This is a genomic window from Bacillus sp. EU52, assembly GCF_037964975.1.
In the GTDB taxonomy this organism is placed as follows: Bacteria; Bacillota; Bacilli; order Bacillales; family Bacillaceae; genus Bacillus; species Bacillus subtilis.
Window position 1 is genome coordinate 764,238 of sequence record NZ_CP150177.1, and the last position, 14,861, is coordinate 779,098.

The window sequence follows — 14,861 nt, forward strand, 5'->3', positions numbered from 1 at the left end:
TGAAGTGAAAGCAAGCGTTATTATTCCTGCATATAATTCAAAGGAGCGTCTTTACAACAGCCTTCTGTCATTAAACCAGCAGGAGTGCGATGAAGAATTCGAAGTCATTGTAGCGGACAATGGCTCTGAGGACGGGACGCTCTCGATGCTTGAGTCATTTCAAGCTGATTTTCCGCTGATCTTTACACGGATTAAAGAAAACAGGGGCATTGCGTACGGACGAAATCAGGCGCTTCGCAATGCCAGAGGAGACATCCTGATTTTCCATGACAGCGATATGCTTGCGGCAAAGGACCTTGTGGCAAAACATATTAAAGCCCATGAGAACGAAGAGAATCTCGTCGTGTGCGGGTTGTTTTGGAAACGGATCTACAGTTTTTACTATGAACGGTTTGAAGAAGAACATAAGGAACAGCTCGCAAAGCTCACAGGTGAAATGCCGAAGAAAGACAAACAAAAGCTGCTGGAGGAAGCGGACATCAAAAACGGAAGCTTTCTTGATAAAAGCTTTGACCTCGATACCGACTTTATAGACGTGCTCAAGAAGATTTTAGATGAGTACGGCGATGACTTGAAAGGCTATCATATGCCATGGCGCTTTTTTATCACGAATAATTCCTCTGTGAAACGCAAGCATGTGGTTGACCTCGGTTTATTTGACGAAGGCATTGTGCGGTACGGGTTTGAGGATTATGACCTCGGGATCAGGCTTCATCAGGCCGGATTGACCTTCAGGCTTCGCCGTGATATTGTCAGTGTTCATCAGGAACATCCAAGCAATTGTAAGTCTGTAGACGATATTCGGGCAAACATTGCCTATATGTGCGATAAATACAATAACATCCGCTCCTTAGACGTTCATCTCGCTTTTAATGGGCCGTTCCCGCCTGACATGACGAACAGAATCATGGCTGATATTCAAAAGCTGCTGGAATCACAGAAATATGATATGCTGCTGAATCTGTTTCTTGAGCTTCTGCATGTTGTTAAAGAGCGCAACATTGATCCGGATTGGCGAAAGAAATCCCCAAGGGTGACGGCGAAAAGCTTTGATTTACAAACTGTCCGCAAGCTTCTGCCTAAGGCGAAGAAAAAGCTAGGCGTGAACGATTTTGCCAACGCACTGTATGCGCTTGTCAACGATTTGCTGCACGTGGATCTTAGATCATTGGATGTGGTATAAGTGAGTACATTTCATTTTTCAACGATAGTGTCAAGGACACATATCTTTAAGCTCATGCCTATGATTCATTCTCTCCATGAGCATTGCGATGATTTTCATTTATATGTGCTGTGTGTCGACCAGAAAGCGTATGAATTGCTTCAGCACGTTCCATGGGAGCATGTAACCTTTGTGCAGCTGCATGAAATGGAAGACCCGGAGCTGTTGAAAGCGAAAAGCAACAGAACGTTTCATGAATATTGCTGGACGTTAAAGCCCGCCTTTTTGTTTCATGTGATGAGCAAGTGGGATGACGCTGAATACTTTGCCCATATGGATACGGATCTATTTTTCTTTTCTGATCCGGCACGTATTTTTGCAGAAAACCCAACGGCGTCTCTGTATTTGACTGATCATCGTAATTCGCCGCGCTTCATGTCCTACTACGACCGAACCGGACGCTTTAATACAGGCTTTGTCGGCGCCGGTAATACAAAGGAAGCATATGAAGCGGTGTGGCAGTGGAGACAGGACTGTATTGAATTTTGCACGGTCGAAATGGATACGGAACGAAAGACATATGGTGATCAAAGATATGTGGAGAAATGGCCGGAGCAGTTTAAAGGTGTTCATGTTGTCAAATCAATAGGAGCCAATACAGCGCTTTGGAATATCGAAAACTATAAGGTCGGGCAAAAGGACGGCCGCGTGTATATAGATGAAACGCCGCTGATTTTCTATCATTTCTCTGGGTTTACACTGGTGACAGAAAAAGAGTTTAATCTTTGCTGGTACTACCGGATTGAAGACGAAGCGACAATTGAGATGATTTATATGCCGTATATATTAAATCTGAAAAGATGGATTGATGAAATACAGTCGGCGTTTCCGGACTTTGCGGATGGCTTTATCCCGAAGCACGCAGTGCCTGACACTCATTTTATCCAGCTGGATTAAAAAACCCCCTGCCGCCTGGCAGGGGTTTTTTCAGCTATGCCATTCTCTCAGCTTCTGGTCACTTGGCAATAGGAAGGCAAGGATGCCGAGAACAGGGAGAAAGGCAATGGCGATCATCGTCGGGGTCAGGCCCGCGGCGTCAATCAGAGCGCCCAGCGCCACAGCGCCGATTGCGCCCATCCCGAAGGCAAGCCCGACGGTTAAACCGGACATTGTGCCGATTTTTCCAGGAACTAGCTCCTGTGCGTAGACGACCGTTACAGAAAAGCTCGACATCAGAACCAAGCCAATCAATGCGAGCACGCCATAGGCGAGAACCGGGCCGGCAAATGGCAGCACAATCGCCAGCGGCGCCGAGCATAACAGCGAACCGAGAATAACGAAGCGTTTTCCAAAACGGTCTGCAAGCGGGCCGCCGAGAAACGTGCCGATCGCGCCGAACAGCAAGAAGACAAAAATATAGCTTTGTGCCTGCTGAATGCTTACGTGATATGTATCCATCGCGTAAAACGTGTAAAAGTTACCGATCGCACTCGTATACCAAGAACGAGCAAAAATGAGAAATATAATAATAATAAGAGCAGATACAACAGATTTGGTGATGGCCGTGTTTTCAGCCGTTTTCTTTTGCTTGCCTGATTTCTGGGCAAGGCTGCCGAGACGTGAGGCGTACCATTTCGCAATATACATGAGAAACATAACAGCAAGCGCGGCGACAAGCGTGAACCAAACAGCGCCGAATTGCCCGAGCGGCACAAGGATCAGCGCGGTGATCAGCGGCGCCATCGCCTGGCCTGAGTTTCCGCCCACCTGATAAATCGACTGGGCGAGCCCGCGTTTTGTGCCGGCGGCCATATACGCCACACGGGAGCCCTCCGGATGGAAAATGGCCGAGCCTAATCCAATGAAAAACACACAGCATAAGATCGTTATGAATGACGGGGCAAATGCAAGGCCCAAAATGCCAAGCATGCTGGCGGTCAAACCGACTGGCAGCGCATACGGCCGCGGCCGTTTATCGGTATACCAGCCGACAACAGGCTGCATGACGGATGACACCATGTTTAATGTGAAAGCAATGATGCCGAGCTGTGTAAACGTCAGGCTCATGGAGCGTTCCAAAATAGGGAACATGGCCGGAATCACAGCCTGAAGCGAATCGTTGAGCATATGGCAAATTCCGATAATAATCAAAATCGGATACACCGTGGTGCCTGGTTTTTGAACTGTTTTTTCTTTTAACGGGGCGGCGATAGCCAATTGAGTCTCCTCCTTACATATATAACCAAAGCATACCACCATATTATTCATAAGGTGAAGAATTTATCAAGAGGAAAAAAGACTCTTATGAAAGAAACGCCGTCAGCCTGATTAGCAGCTGACAGTATTTTCGATATTCAAAATGTGATATAGCTCTTCAAGCTTACGAATCTCATAGGTTGGTATGATCTCTGGCACATTCGGCTTCATGTCAGGGTTCATCCAGCAAGTATCAAGCCCGGCGAGCTGTCCGCCTTTGATATCAGCAGTCAGTGAATCCCCAATGATTAATGTGTGCTCTGCTGAAAATTGAGGAATCCGTTCAAATACGTAATCGAAATATTCCTTCATCGGCTTTTGGAAGCCTGTGTCTTCAGAAACGAAAATGTCCTTGAAGAATGAAAATAATCCTGAATCACGGAGACGCTTATATTGTGTGTGAGACACGCCGTTTGTCACGATGTACAAATCAAACTGTTGCTGCAGATTTGAGATGAGATCAAATGCACCGTCAATAAGCTGATGTCCTTCTTCAAGAAAGCGGCGGTATTTTTGCTCAAGCAAAGCGCCGTCCGCTTCGTAAACGTACTCCTTGAGCAAAGCGGAAAAACGTGTGTTTACGACTTCATCCCGTGTCATCTTACCTTCTTCAAAGGCTCTCCAGAGACCTTGATTGATGGTTTTATACTGCGCCTTCATGTCATTTGTTAAAGGAATGTTCTGATCTTCAAACAGCAAACGCAGGGCTAAAGCTTCTGCCGCTTGAAAATCAAGGATGGTATCATCTACATCAAATAATAAAGTGCGGTATCGTTTCATCTGTGTGTCTCCCTTTCCTCATATGTATTCAAAGTATAGCACATAAAAAAAGGAAAAAGCCGGCGGGTGAGGCACCGCCGGCTAAAAAGAGATTATTTGTTTAATAAGCTGTGTTTTCTCGAATATAGGAAGTAAACCAGCGTTCCGACAGCGATCCAGATGACAAATGAAAGCCATGTGACGCCGGGAAGGCTGTACATGAACCAAATGCAGATGCCTGCGCTGATAATCGGCACAACCGGAACGAACGGCACTCTGAAGGACGCCTTGATTTCAGGATGTTTCTTTCTTAGCACAATGACAGCAATAGATATGACTGTAAACGCAGCAAGTGTTCCCATGTTCACCAGGTGGGCCAGCGTTCCGAGGTTAATAAAGCCGGCGATTCCCGCTGCAACGATCCCTGTCAGCCATGTGTTGCGGAACGGGGTTTTAAATGACGGATGAACCTTTGCGAACAATCCAGGGAGAAGGCCGTCTCTGCTCATGGCAAATGTCAAACGAACCTGAGCGTACAGCAAAGCGAGCATCACCGTCGTAATCCCGATAATCGCACCGACAGAAATAATTCCGGCAACAGCGTCCTGTCCGACGAATTTCAGCGCAAAGGATACAGGATCTCCGACATTCAATTTGGCATAAGGCATCATGCCTGTCAGCACAAGCGATACCGCGATGTACAGAACCGTACAGACGGCTAGAGCTGAAATAATGCCGACGGGCATGTTTTTTTGCGGATTTTTCACTTCCTCTGATGCGTTAGAAACCGCGTCAAACCCAAGGTACGCGAAGAATACAGTGGCAGCGCTAAGTATGACGCCTTTCATCCCGAATGGCATAAAAGGAGACCAGTTGTCCGGTTTCACATAGCCGATGCCGACAATAATGAACAATAAAATGATCGCGATTTTCATCAGTACAATGACGTTGTTAAAGCGTGTGCTTTCCTTGACGCCTCTGCTGACAATCGCAGTGATGAGGAGAATGATCACCGCAGCCGGAAGGTTAAATACGGCGCCCGCCGTGCTTCCCGGCGCTCCTGTCAGTGCAGCCGGAATATGAAGATTGAAGCCGGCAAGCAGTGATTGAAAGTATGAAGACCAGCCGGTGGCAACCGCCGACAGTGCAATGACATATTCAAGCATGAGATCCCATCCGATCAAAAAGGCGAGCAGCTCTCCAAGTGTCACGTATGAGTATGAGTACACGCTTCCCGAAATCGGAATGGAAGACGAAAACTCAGCATAACAGAAAGCAGCCAGCGCACAGGCGAGCCCCGCTAAAATAAACGATATGATGAGGGCGGGACCTGCACCGGTCGCTGCCACTGTTCCTGTAATGACAAAAATCCCTGTACCGATGACACAACCGATACCGAGCAAGGTTAAATCAAATGCGCTTAACGTACGGGCAAGGCTTTTTGACTTGCTCTGCGCACTCAATGTTTCAAGCGGTTTTTTTCTAAATAATGAACTCATCAAAAGTTCCTCCTAGAAATATTCAAAATATTCTAATCATTATATGCAGTTCTTGTTGTATTATATTGTCGAAATTTGACGCAGTCAATAAAATATTTTTCTGCTTTAAATGATAGAAGCGAAACAGCGTTGCCGTATCATAGGATAGTAATTTTTACTAATCGTATATTCAATTTTATGCAAGATGAACCGATAGAAAAAATAGATTCGCCCATATTTTGATTTGCGGTTATAAAGGAGATGCTGACCATGTTTCAATATGAAGAGTTGAATAAACAGTTTATCGGCGGGAAATGGCAGGAGGGCAGCAGCCCAAATGTATTGGAAAACAAAAATCCTTATACTCAAAAAACATTCACAACATTCCGTAAAGCGACTGCTGACGATGTAGATGAAGCGTATCGGGCAGCGGCGCTGGCAAAGAAAAAATGGGATGCGGTCAATCCGTTTGAGAAAAGAACCATTTTAGAAAAAGCCGTCACGTATATCGAAGAGAACGAAGAAGCCATCATTTATTTGATTATGGAAGAGCTTGGCGGAACAAGGCTCAAAGCAGCTTTTGAAATCGGTCTTGTCAAAAACATCATAAAAGAAGCGGCAACGTTCCCTGTCCGCATGGAAGGCAAAATTCTTCCGTCCACAATAGATGGCAAGGAAAACAGATTATATCGCGTGCCGGCAGGCGTTGTCGGTGTCATCAGTCCGTTTAACTTCCCATTCTTTTTATCTATGAAATCAGTGGCGCCTGCACTCGGAGCCGGCAATGGCGTTGTGCTAAAGCCGCATGAGGAAACGCCGATTTGCGGCGGAACGCTGATTGCGAAAATTTTTGAGAACGCGGGAATTCCAGCGGGACTGCTGAATGTTGTTGTCACAGACATTGCTGAAATCGGCGACAGCTTCGTTGAGCATCCAGTGCCGCGGATCATCTCATTTACCGGTTCTACGAAAGTCGGCAGCTACATCGGACAGCTTGCGATGAAACATTTTAAAAAGCCGCTTCTTGAGCTTGGCGGGAACAGCGCCTTCATCGTGCTTGAGGATGCAGATATAGAATATGCGGTCAATGCGGCGGTGTTCAGCCGATTTACACATCAAGGACAGATTTGCATGTCAGCCAACCGCGTGCTTGTTCATTCTTCTATTTATGACAAGTTCCTTGAGCTGTACCAGGCAAAAGTGGAATCGCTGAAAGTAGGCGACCCAATGGATCCTGATACGATTATCGGGCCATTAATCAACAGCAGACAGACGGACGGGCTGATGAAGACTGTTGAGCAAGCAATTGAAGAAGGCGCTGTACCAGTGAAGCTTGGCGGATTTAACGGGACGATCGTGGAACCGACGATCTTAAAAGACGTCAAACCGTTCATGAGCATTGCCAAGGAAGAGCTGTTCGGACCAGTCGTCTCCTTTATGAAGTTTGATTCAGAAGACGAAGCGGTGGATATCGCAAACGAAACCCCGTTTGGCTTGAGCGGTGCCGTACATACGTCAAATCTTGAGCGCGGCGTGGCTTTTGCGAAACGCATTGAAACAGGCATGATTCACGTCAATGACACGACCATCAATGATGAACCGAATGTAGCCTTCGGCGGTGAAAAGCAATCAGGCCTCGGCCGTTTAAACGGTGAGTGGAGCCTCGAAGAATTTACAACGCTGAAATGGATCTCGGTCCAGCACGAAAAACGCAGCTTCCCTTATTAATGAAAAGGAGTGAATGGAATTGACCATAAATACGGAAAAAGAAACCGCAGATATTCTGGACGCATTTATCAAAGTAGCCCCTTATTTAAACAGCCTGGTTCAGGATGATATTACAATCGGCATTTATGATACGGAAAAACTGCTCGTGAATATACCGGCCAAAACCTTTTCGCTGAACGTAAAAGCCGGCGATCCGCTGCAGGAAGGGGATATTATCACAGATGCCATCCGAAGCAATCAGAAGAAGACGAGCATGGTTCCGAAAGAATTGTTCGGCTTCCCATTGATCGCGCGTGCCATCCCGCTGCACGACGAGAATGGAAGAGTCATTGGAGGCGTCGGCCTCGGAACGAGCCTTGAGGAGTCGTCAAAGCTGCATGATGTGGCGGAAAGCTTATCGGCTGTTGTTGAACAAACGGCCGCGGCCATTTCCGACATTTCTGAATCAATTAACGGGTTTTCAACTCAAATGTCGGGCATTTCCTCTCAGGCGAAAAAAGTAAGCGAAAGCGCCGGTGAAATCGCCGATATTTCAGTCACTGTTAAAGGCATTTCTGACCAAAGCAATCTGCTTGGCTTGAACGCTGCGATCGAAGCGGCAAGAGCAGGGGAGTCTGGAAAAGGATTCTCTGTCGTCGCAGATGAGATCAGAAAGCTAGCGACGCATTCAAAAGAAAATGTCGGCCAAATTGACCAGATTACGAAAAAAATCCACAGCCTGCTGAAAGGGCTGGAGGAATCCATTGAGTCGATTAATCAGCATACAGACGGACAAGCCGCTGCCGTTGAACAAATTTCCGCCACGATGCAGGAGATTTCAGGAAGCGCGCAGCATCTTGCAAAAATGGCCGAAAAAGCGCTTGAGGAAGAGTAAGAGACCGGGGACAAATGTCCCCGGTCTTTTTCTATCCTGCATTTCCATGAAATTCGTCTGACGTTTTACTAGTTTTATTCCAGCGGCTGATTTAAAATGTACACATGAACTTACGTGAGGATTGATAGGAACCATGAGCATATTAAAAGCGGAAAATCTTTATAAAACATACGGAGATAAAACATTATTTGACCATATCTCCTTTCATATTGAAGAGAATGAGAGAATCGGATTAATCGGGCCGAACGGAACAGGAAAATCAACGCTGCTGAAAGTGATTGCCGGCTTGGAATCTATCGAAGAAGGAGAAATCACGAAATCCGGAAGCGTGCAGGTCGAATTTCTTCATCAAGACCCGGAGCTGCCTGCGGGGCAAACAGTGCTGGAGCATATCTATTCCGGTGAATCGGCTGTGATGAAAACCTTGCGTGAATATGAAAAAGCGCTGTATGAACTGGGGAAAGATCCCGAAAATGAACAGCGCCAGAAACACCTGCTGGCAGCACAAGCGAAAATGGACGCAAACAATGCATGGGATGCAAACACCTTGGCAAAAACCGTATTGTCTAAGCTGGGCGTCAACGACGTAACAAAACCGGTCAATGAGCTCTCAGGCGGCCAGAAAAAACGGGTAGCCATTGCCAAAAACTTAATTCAGCCCGCTGATCTGCTCATTTTGGACGAGCCGACAAACCATTTGGATAATGAAACGATTGAGTGGCTTGAAGGGTATTTAAGCCAATATCCCGGCGCCGTCATGCTGGTGACGCACGATAGATATTTCTTAAACCGTGTCACCAACCGCATTTATGAGCTTGAAAGAGGCAGCCTCTACACGTACAAAGGCAACTATGAAGTGTTTTTAGAAAAACGCGCGGAACGGGAAGCGCAGGCTGAGCAAAAGGAAACGAAGCGGCAAAACCTGCTGCGCCGCGAGCTGGCCTGGCTCAGACGGGGAGCGAAAGCCCGCTCAACAAAACAAAAGGCGAGAATTGACCGGGTAGAGACGCTTAAAGAGCAGAAAGGCCCTCAGTCATCAGGTTCACTCGATTTTGCCATTGGCTCGCACCGTCTCGGAAAACAGGTTATTGAAGCGGAGAACGTCATGATCGCTTATGACGGCCGCATGCTCGTCGACCGTTTTAATGAACTTGTCATACCAGGTGAACGGATCGGGATCATCGGGCCGAACGGCATCGGGAAAACAACGCTGTTAAATGCCCTTGCCGGCCGTCATACGCCGGACGGAGGCGATATTACGATCGGACAGACGGTCAGAATCGGCTACTATACTCAGGATCATAGTGAAATGAACGGTGAGTTAAAGGTCATTGACTATATAAAAGAAACGGCGGAGGTCGTAAAAACGGCAGATGGCGATATGATTACAGCTGAACAAATGCTCGAGCGTTTCCTCTTCCCGCGTTCGATGCAGCAGACGTATATCCGCAAGCTGTCCGGCGGGGAAAAACGCCGTTTATACTTGCTTCAGGTTCTCATGCAGGAGCCGAATGTCCTGTTTCTCGATGAGCCGACGAACGATTTGGATACTGAAACATTAAGCGTTCTTGAGGATTATATTGACCAGTTCCCTGGCGTCGTCATCACCGTATCCCATGACCGCTATTTCCTTGACCGCGTCGTCGACCGTTTGATTGTATTTGAAGGAAATGGCGTCATTTCCCGCTTTCAAGGCTCCTACAGCGACTATATGGAGGAGTCAAAAGCGAAAAAAGTGGTCCCAAAACCGGCAGCTGAGGAAAAAACGGCTGAAGCCGAGCCGAAGAAAAAACGGAAAAAGCTTTCTTACAAAGACCAGCTGGAATGGGACGGCATCGAAGATAAAATTGCCCAGCTGGAAGAAAAGCATGAACAGCTCGAAGCTGACATCGCCGCAGCAGGCAGTGATTTTGGCAAAATCCAAGAGCTGATGGCCGAGCAGGCGAAAACTGCGGAAGAGCTTGAGGCTGCGATGGACCGCTGGACAGAATTGTCCCTCATGATCGAAGAACTGGAAAACTAAAAAGCGTGGCCGCAGCAGGCCGCGCTTTTTTTCACATAATGGACAAAAACGAACCGGCTTGCTTATGTTAGGATAAAATTGTGTGTCAGCGGCACATGGAAAACTAACGGAGATGATGAAGTATGACATGGGCGATCGTGATGTTAATTCTCATGAGTCTGGTGAAAATCGTATTAACCTGTCTTCCTACAGGCGTCATAGAATGGCTGCTCAGCAAATTTGAAGTGCACGCCAAGCTTAGTGGCGAAAATGCGAGTCTCTCTCTAGATGGAAAACGTCTCAAGGGTACAGAGAAGCAGAAAGTGATTGATCAATTTAACGAAGCTATCTTCCTGGAAAAATATTATATCTATCCAGGTGATGAAGAGCGTTATTTACATCCGGAAAACGGCGGCACGCCGCTGGTGATAGATACAAAAAAAGGAAACAAAGACGTGAAGCTGTTCGTGTACCGCTATGACGACCATATCGACGTCGTGAAACAGTACAAGAAGAAAGTGATCGCGTATCGAGTGCTTTCTGAAAGCCTTCAAAAAGAGTCTCTGTCAGTGGCGGGAAGTTTAGCTTAAACAGGAAAGTGAAAGACGGGTGCTTTATGCTGCTCGTCTTTTTTATTGTTTTTTAAAACTTAACGTTTACGTTAAGGGTCAAAAGGTGTATAATGGTAACAGAAACGGCGAAGGGGGATTTACCTTGGAATGGATGAAGATTGATCAAGTGGCCAAAAGAAGCGGACTGACAAAGCGGACCATCCGGTTTTATGAAGAAATCGGCTTGATTCCGGCGCCGAAACGGACAGACGGCGGCGTAAGGCTTTATTCAGAGGATGATATGGAGGAGCTTGAGAAAGTCATCAGCACAAAAGAGGTGCTCGGTTTTTCCCTTCAGGAGCTTCAGCATTTCATGGAAACCAGCCGCCAGCTAGAGTTAAACAAAGAGGGGTATTTGTTGTCACTGGATCCCAAAGAACGGAAAGAAAAACTGGAGGAAATTCAGGAAACCCTGAATCACCAGCTGAGTTTGATTGATGAGAAAATCCGCACATTTCAAAGCTTTAAAGAACGCCTGCAGGGCATGAAAGGCAAAGCGGAACGTGCCATTCAATCAATCGAATGAAAAGTTTGCCAAACGCTATTTTTGTAGCGTTTCTTTTAATGGAATAAAGATGGAGGTCAGGTCAAATGGATAAGACAACACAAGTGAATCAGAAAACAGGCTTGCTCAGCCAGCCAAAAGCAGTATGGGCTGTCGCGTTTGCCTGTGTGATTTCCTTTATGGGAATCGGGCTGGTTGATCCAATTCTTCCGGCCATTGCCGCACAATTACATGCTTCACCTAGTGAAGTATCACTCTTGTTTACAAGTTATTTGCTTGTAACCGGATTTATGATGTTTTTCTCAGGAGCCATTTCCAGCCGCATCGGCGCGAAATGGACATTAATTCTCGGACTTATTTTTATTATTGTGTTTGCGGGGCTTGGCGGCAGCTCAAGCTCAATCGCTCAGTTAGTCGGCTATCGCGGCGGCTGGGGATTAGGGAATGCTTTGTTTATTTCAACAGCGCTTGCGGTCATCGTCGGCGTATCAGTCGGAGGAAGCGCCCAAGCGATTATTTTGTATGAGGCTGCGCTCGGTCTCGGGATTTCCGTCGGGCCGCTTGCAGGCGGAGAGCTTGGAAGCATTTCATGGCGCGCACCGTTTTTTGGAGTATCTGTCCTGATGTTTATTGCGTTAATCGCGATTTCATTCATGCTTCCGAAATTGCCGAAACCGGCGAAACGCGTCGGTGTGTTTGATGCGATGAAGGCGCTCAAATATAAAGGCCTTTTAACAATGGCGGTATCGGCATTCTTATACAACTTTGGATTTTTTATTTTGCTTGCTTATTCTCCGTTCGTTCTGGATTTAGATGAACACGGTCTTGGATATGTCTTCTTCGGCTGGGGCCTTCTGCTGGCGATTACGTCAGTCTTTACGGCGCCGCTCGTGCACAAAGCGCTGGGCACAGTGCGTTCGCTCGTCGTTCTCTTTATCGCCTTTGCGGCCATTCTCGTTATTATGGGGATCTGGACAGACCATCAGACTTTGATTATTACATGTATCGTTGTCGCCGGTGCTGTCCTCGGTATGGTGAATACGATCATGACAACCGCTGTGATGGGTTCTGCGCCGGTTGAACGTTCAATCGCGTCTTCAGCCTACAGCTCAGTCCGCTTCATCGGCGGCGCGCTCGCCCCGTGGATTGCAGGAATGCTGTCAGAACACTTTACTGCAAGCACACCATATACAGTAGGCGGAATCGTCGTTTTTGTCGGCATGCTTGTCCTTCTCATGGGACGTAAACATCTTGCTGGAATTAAGGCGGGACATTAATAACGAAAGACACTGCGAAGATGCAGTGTCTTTTTATTCGTTATAATGCATCATAATCGAATTGGTGAAGGAAAGGACAACCTTTATGACACAATTTTACTATTTTTCGGCTGAAAACTCCCTTTAGAAACCGGTTTTTTCGGTCAGCAAGAACGGCGTTCGCGGAAAGGGCATCCGCTTCGGTCAGACATTGATGCGGCTGGGATTTATCTTGCAGAAGCTGAGAATGTGTCCGTTCATTTACGATTGCCATTTCAAGTGATGGTTCATGCTGTAGAGGGGACGTTTGCCATGGATAAGGCAAAGCCTGACGAATATGATCAGAAGTGTTTACAGGTGCTCTATCATTATATACACAGCGTCATGAAAAACAGCTTTTCGGTTGAATGGTTCACCGCATGGGCTGATGAGGAAGACTATGAGCTGTCTGCCAAAAGAGAGCTGACACTTGATGAATTCACATCTCCATTGCAGCTCATTTTAAAAGACAGAGAGCTTTTGAGAATCGTTCAGAATAAATGGCAGTAAAAAACCCGCCCTTTAGCAGGCGGGTTTTTTTATAAATTAAAGCACTTTCGTCGTCCAAGACTCGCAGTTCCACGTTTCTGTCGCAATATCCATATAAAAGTCTGGCTCGTGGGAAATGAGCAGAATGGAGCCTTTGTATTCTTTCAGGGCGCGCTTGAGCTCTTCCTTGGCATCGACATCCAAGTGGTTTGTCGGCTCATCGAGCACCAGCAGGTTTGTTTCTGAGTTGATTAGCTTGCACAATCTGACTTTCGCTTTTTCGCCTCCGCTTAATACGGAGACGCGGCTTTCGATATGCTTTGTCGTCAGTCCGCATTTTGCCAGTGCGGCACGGATTTCATACTGGGTATAAGAAGGGAATTCGCTCCATACTTCTTCGATGCACGTATTGTTGTTTGTTTCCTTGACCTCTTGCTCGAAATAGCCGGTATAGATGTGATCACCGCGTTCAACAGAGCCTTCGAGCGGCTGGATTTCACCAAGCAAACTTTTCAGCAACGTTGTTTTTCCGATTCCGTTTGCGCCGTAAAGGGCGATTTTTTGGCCGCGTTCCATGCGGAGGTTGAGCGGACGGGACAGCGGGGAATCGTAACCGATCACGAGATCCTTCGTCTCAAAAATCAGCTTGCCTGACGTTCTCGCCGGCTTAAAGTGGAATTCCGGCTTTGGCTTTTCTGCCGCAAGCTCGATCATATCCATCTTATCGAGTTTCTTTTGGCGGGACATCGCCATGTTTCTCGTGCTGACACGCGCTTTGTTGCGGGCAACGAAATCCTTCAGCTCCGCGACTTCCTGCTGCTGCTTTTTGTAGGCCGCTTCAAGCTGCTGTTTCTTCACCTCGTAGACTTCCATAAACTGATGGTAGTCGCCGACATAGCGTGTCAGCTCTTGATTTTCAACGTGATAAATCAGGTTGATGACACTATTCAAGAACGGAATATCGTGGGAAATCAGGATGAACGCGTTCTCGTATTCCTGCAGGTAGCGTTTCAGCCATTCAATATGCTGTTCATCAAGATAGTTGGTCGGCTCATCGAGAAGCAGAATTTCCGGCTTTTCAAGGAGAAGCTTAGCGAGAAGGACCTTTGTGCGCTGTCCGCCGCTCAAATCGGTGACATCCCGCTCTAAACCGATATCGCTCAAACCGAGACCGCGGGCGATTTCTTCCACCTTGGAATCAATGACATAAAAATCATTGTTTGTCAGCGCGTCTTGAATGACGCCGACTTCTTCAAGCAGCTTCTCGAGCTCGTCGGGATCAGCCTCGCCCATTTTGTTGTAAATCTCGTTCATTTCCTCTTCCATCGCAAATAAATAATGGAATGCGTCTTTCAGGACGTCGCGAATAGATTTTCCTTTTTCCAGCACGGTATGCTGATCAAGGTATCCGACACGGACATTTTTTGACCATTCGACTTTTCCCTCATCAGGTTCAAGCTTTCCGGTAATAATATTCATGAAGGTTGATTTTCCTTCACCGTTTGCGCCGATCAAGCCGACGTGCTCGCCTTTTAACAGGCGGAAGGAAACGTTATTAAAAATGGCCCGATCCCCGAAGCCGTGGCTTAAATCCTTTACAGACAAAATACTCATGTTTACACCTCTATCGTTATCAAACACGCACAATCGGCGTGTAATATTCACCCTTTTGATTATAAAGGAGGATTCGGAATGTTGAAAG

Annotated in this window: 12 protein-coding genes and 1 pseudogene; 9 read left to right on the top strand and 4 right to left on the bottom strand. The window is 46.9% G+C overall.

Going from position 1 to position 14,861, the window contains the following annotated elements:
- Positions 1-4: 4 nt before the first annotated feature.
- Together NSU05_RS03905 and NSU05_RS03910 are read left to right on the top strand one after the other, a co-directional pair.
- On the top strand, positions 5-1,183 hold the full coding sequence (locus NSU05_RS03905) for a glycosyltransferase family 2 protein (RefSeq protein ID WP_003233779.1): 1,179 nt from the start codon (positions 5-7) through the stop codon (positions 1,181-1,183).
- Positions 1,184-2,119, top strand: a complete 936-nt coding sequence (locus NSU05_RS03910) for a putative nucleotide-diphospho-sugar transferase (RefSeq protein ID WP_015252589.1) — start codon at positions 1,184-1,186, stop codon at positions 2,117-2,119. It abuts the gene before it with no gap.
- A 30-nt stretch (positions 2,120-2,149) separates the two neighbouring features.
- Here NSU05_RS03910 and NSU05_RS03915 read toward each other — a convergent pair whose 3' ends face one another.
- The 3 genes from NSU05_RS03915 to NSU05_RS03925 form a co-directional block, all read right to left on the bottom strand.
- Positions 2,150-3,379: an MFS transporter gene (locus NSU05_RS03915; protein WP_003243467.1), complete on the bottom strand. Its 1,230-nt coding sequence runs from the start codon at positions 3,377-3,379 to the stop codon at positions 2,150-2,152.
- 111 nt (positions 3,380-3,490) lie between these two features.
- Positions 3,491-4,198 (bottom strand): YjjG family noncanonical pyrimidine nucleotidase, encoded by a 708-nt coding sequence (locus tag NSU05_RS03920; RefSeq protein ID WP_015252588.1) that lies wholly within the window; start codon positions 4,196-4,198, stop codon positions 3,491-3,493.
- Positions 4,199-4,290: 92 nt separating this feature from the next.
- Positions 4,291-5,676, bottom strand: coding sequence for an amino acid permease (locus NSU05_RS03925; RefSeq protein WP_029946523.1), 1,386 nt, complete (start codon positions 5,674-5,676; stop codon positions 4,291-4,293).
- Positions 5,677-5,925: 249 nt separating this feature from the next.
- Here NSU05_RS03925 and yfmT point away from each other — a divergent pair, with 249 nt between their 5' ends.
- The 7 genes and pseudogenes from yfmT to NSU05_RS03960 all read left to right on the top strand — a co-directional run bounded on the left by yfmT (position 5,926) and on the right by NSU05_RS03960 (position 13,097).
- Positions 5,926-7,383, top strand: a complete 1,458-nt coding sequence (gene yfmT / locus NSU05_RS03930; RefSeq protein WP_019712579.1) for a benzaldehyde dehydrogenase — start codon at positions 5,926-5,928, stop codon at positions 7,381-7,383.
- Between the two features lie 13 nt (positions 7,384-7,396).
- Positions 7,397-8,257, top strand: coding sequence for a methyl-accepting chemotaxis protein (locus NSU05_RS03935; RefSeq protein ID WP_003233767.1), 861 nt, complete (start codon positions 7,397-7,399; stop codon positions 8,255-8,257).
- 133 nt (positions 8,258-8,390) lie between these two features.
- A complete protein-coding gene (locus tag NSU05_RS03940; protein WP_038428586.1) occupies positions 8,391-10,280 on the top strand; it encodes an ABC-F family ATP-binding cassette domain-containing protein in 1,890 nt (629 codons plus the stop codon).
- Between the two features lie 122 nt (positions 10,281-10,402).
- Entirely contained in the window at positions 10,403-10,849 is a 447-nt protein-coding gene (locus NSU05_RS03945; RefSeq protein ID WP_038428587.1) for a YfmQ family protein, read from the top strand.
- Positions 10,850-10,973: 124 nt separating this feature from the next.
- Entirely contained in the window at positions 10,974-11,396 is a 423-nt protein-coding gene (locus NSU05_RS03950; protein ID WP_014479143.1) for a MerR family transcriptional regulator, read from the top strand.
- Positions 11,397-11,461: 65 nt separating this feature from the next.
- On the top strand, positions 11,462-12,652 hold the full coding sequence (locus NSU05_RS03955; RefSeq protein ID WP_003233759.1) for an MFS transporter: 1,191 nt from the start codon (positions 11,462-11,464) through the stop codon (positions 12,650-12,652).
- Positions 12,653-12,943: 291 nt separating this feature from the next.
- Positions 12,944-13,097 (top strand): annotated as a pseudogene (locus NSU05_RS03960) (hypothetical protein).
- A gap of 119 nt (positions 13,098-13,216) precedes the next feature.
- On the opposite strand, the gene NSU05_RS03965 reads toward NSU05_RS03960, so the two are convergent.
- Positions 13,217-14,773 carry an ABC-F family ATP-binding cassette domain-containing protein gene (locus NSU05_RS03965; protein WP_038428590.1) on the bottom strand — a complete coding sequence of 519 codons (1,557 nt, stop codon included), beginning with the start codon at positions 14,771-14,773 and terminating at the stop codon, positions 13,217-13,219.
- Positions 14,774-14,861 lie beyond the last annotated feature (88 nt).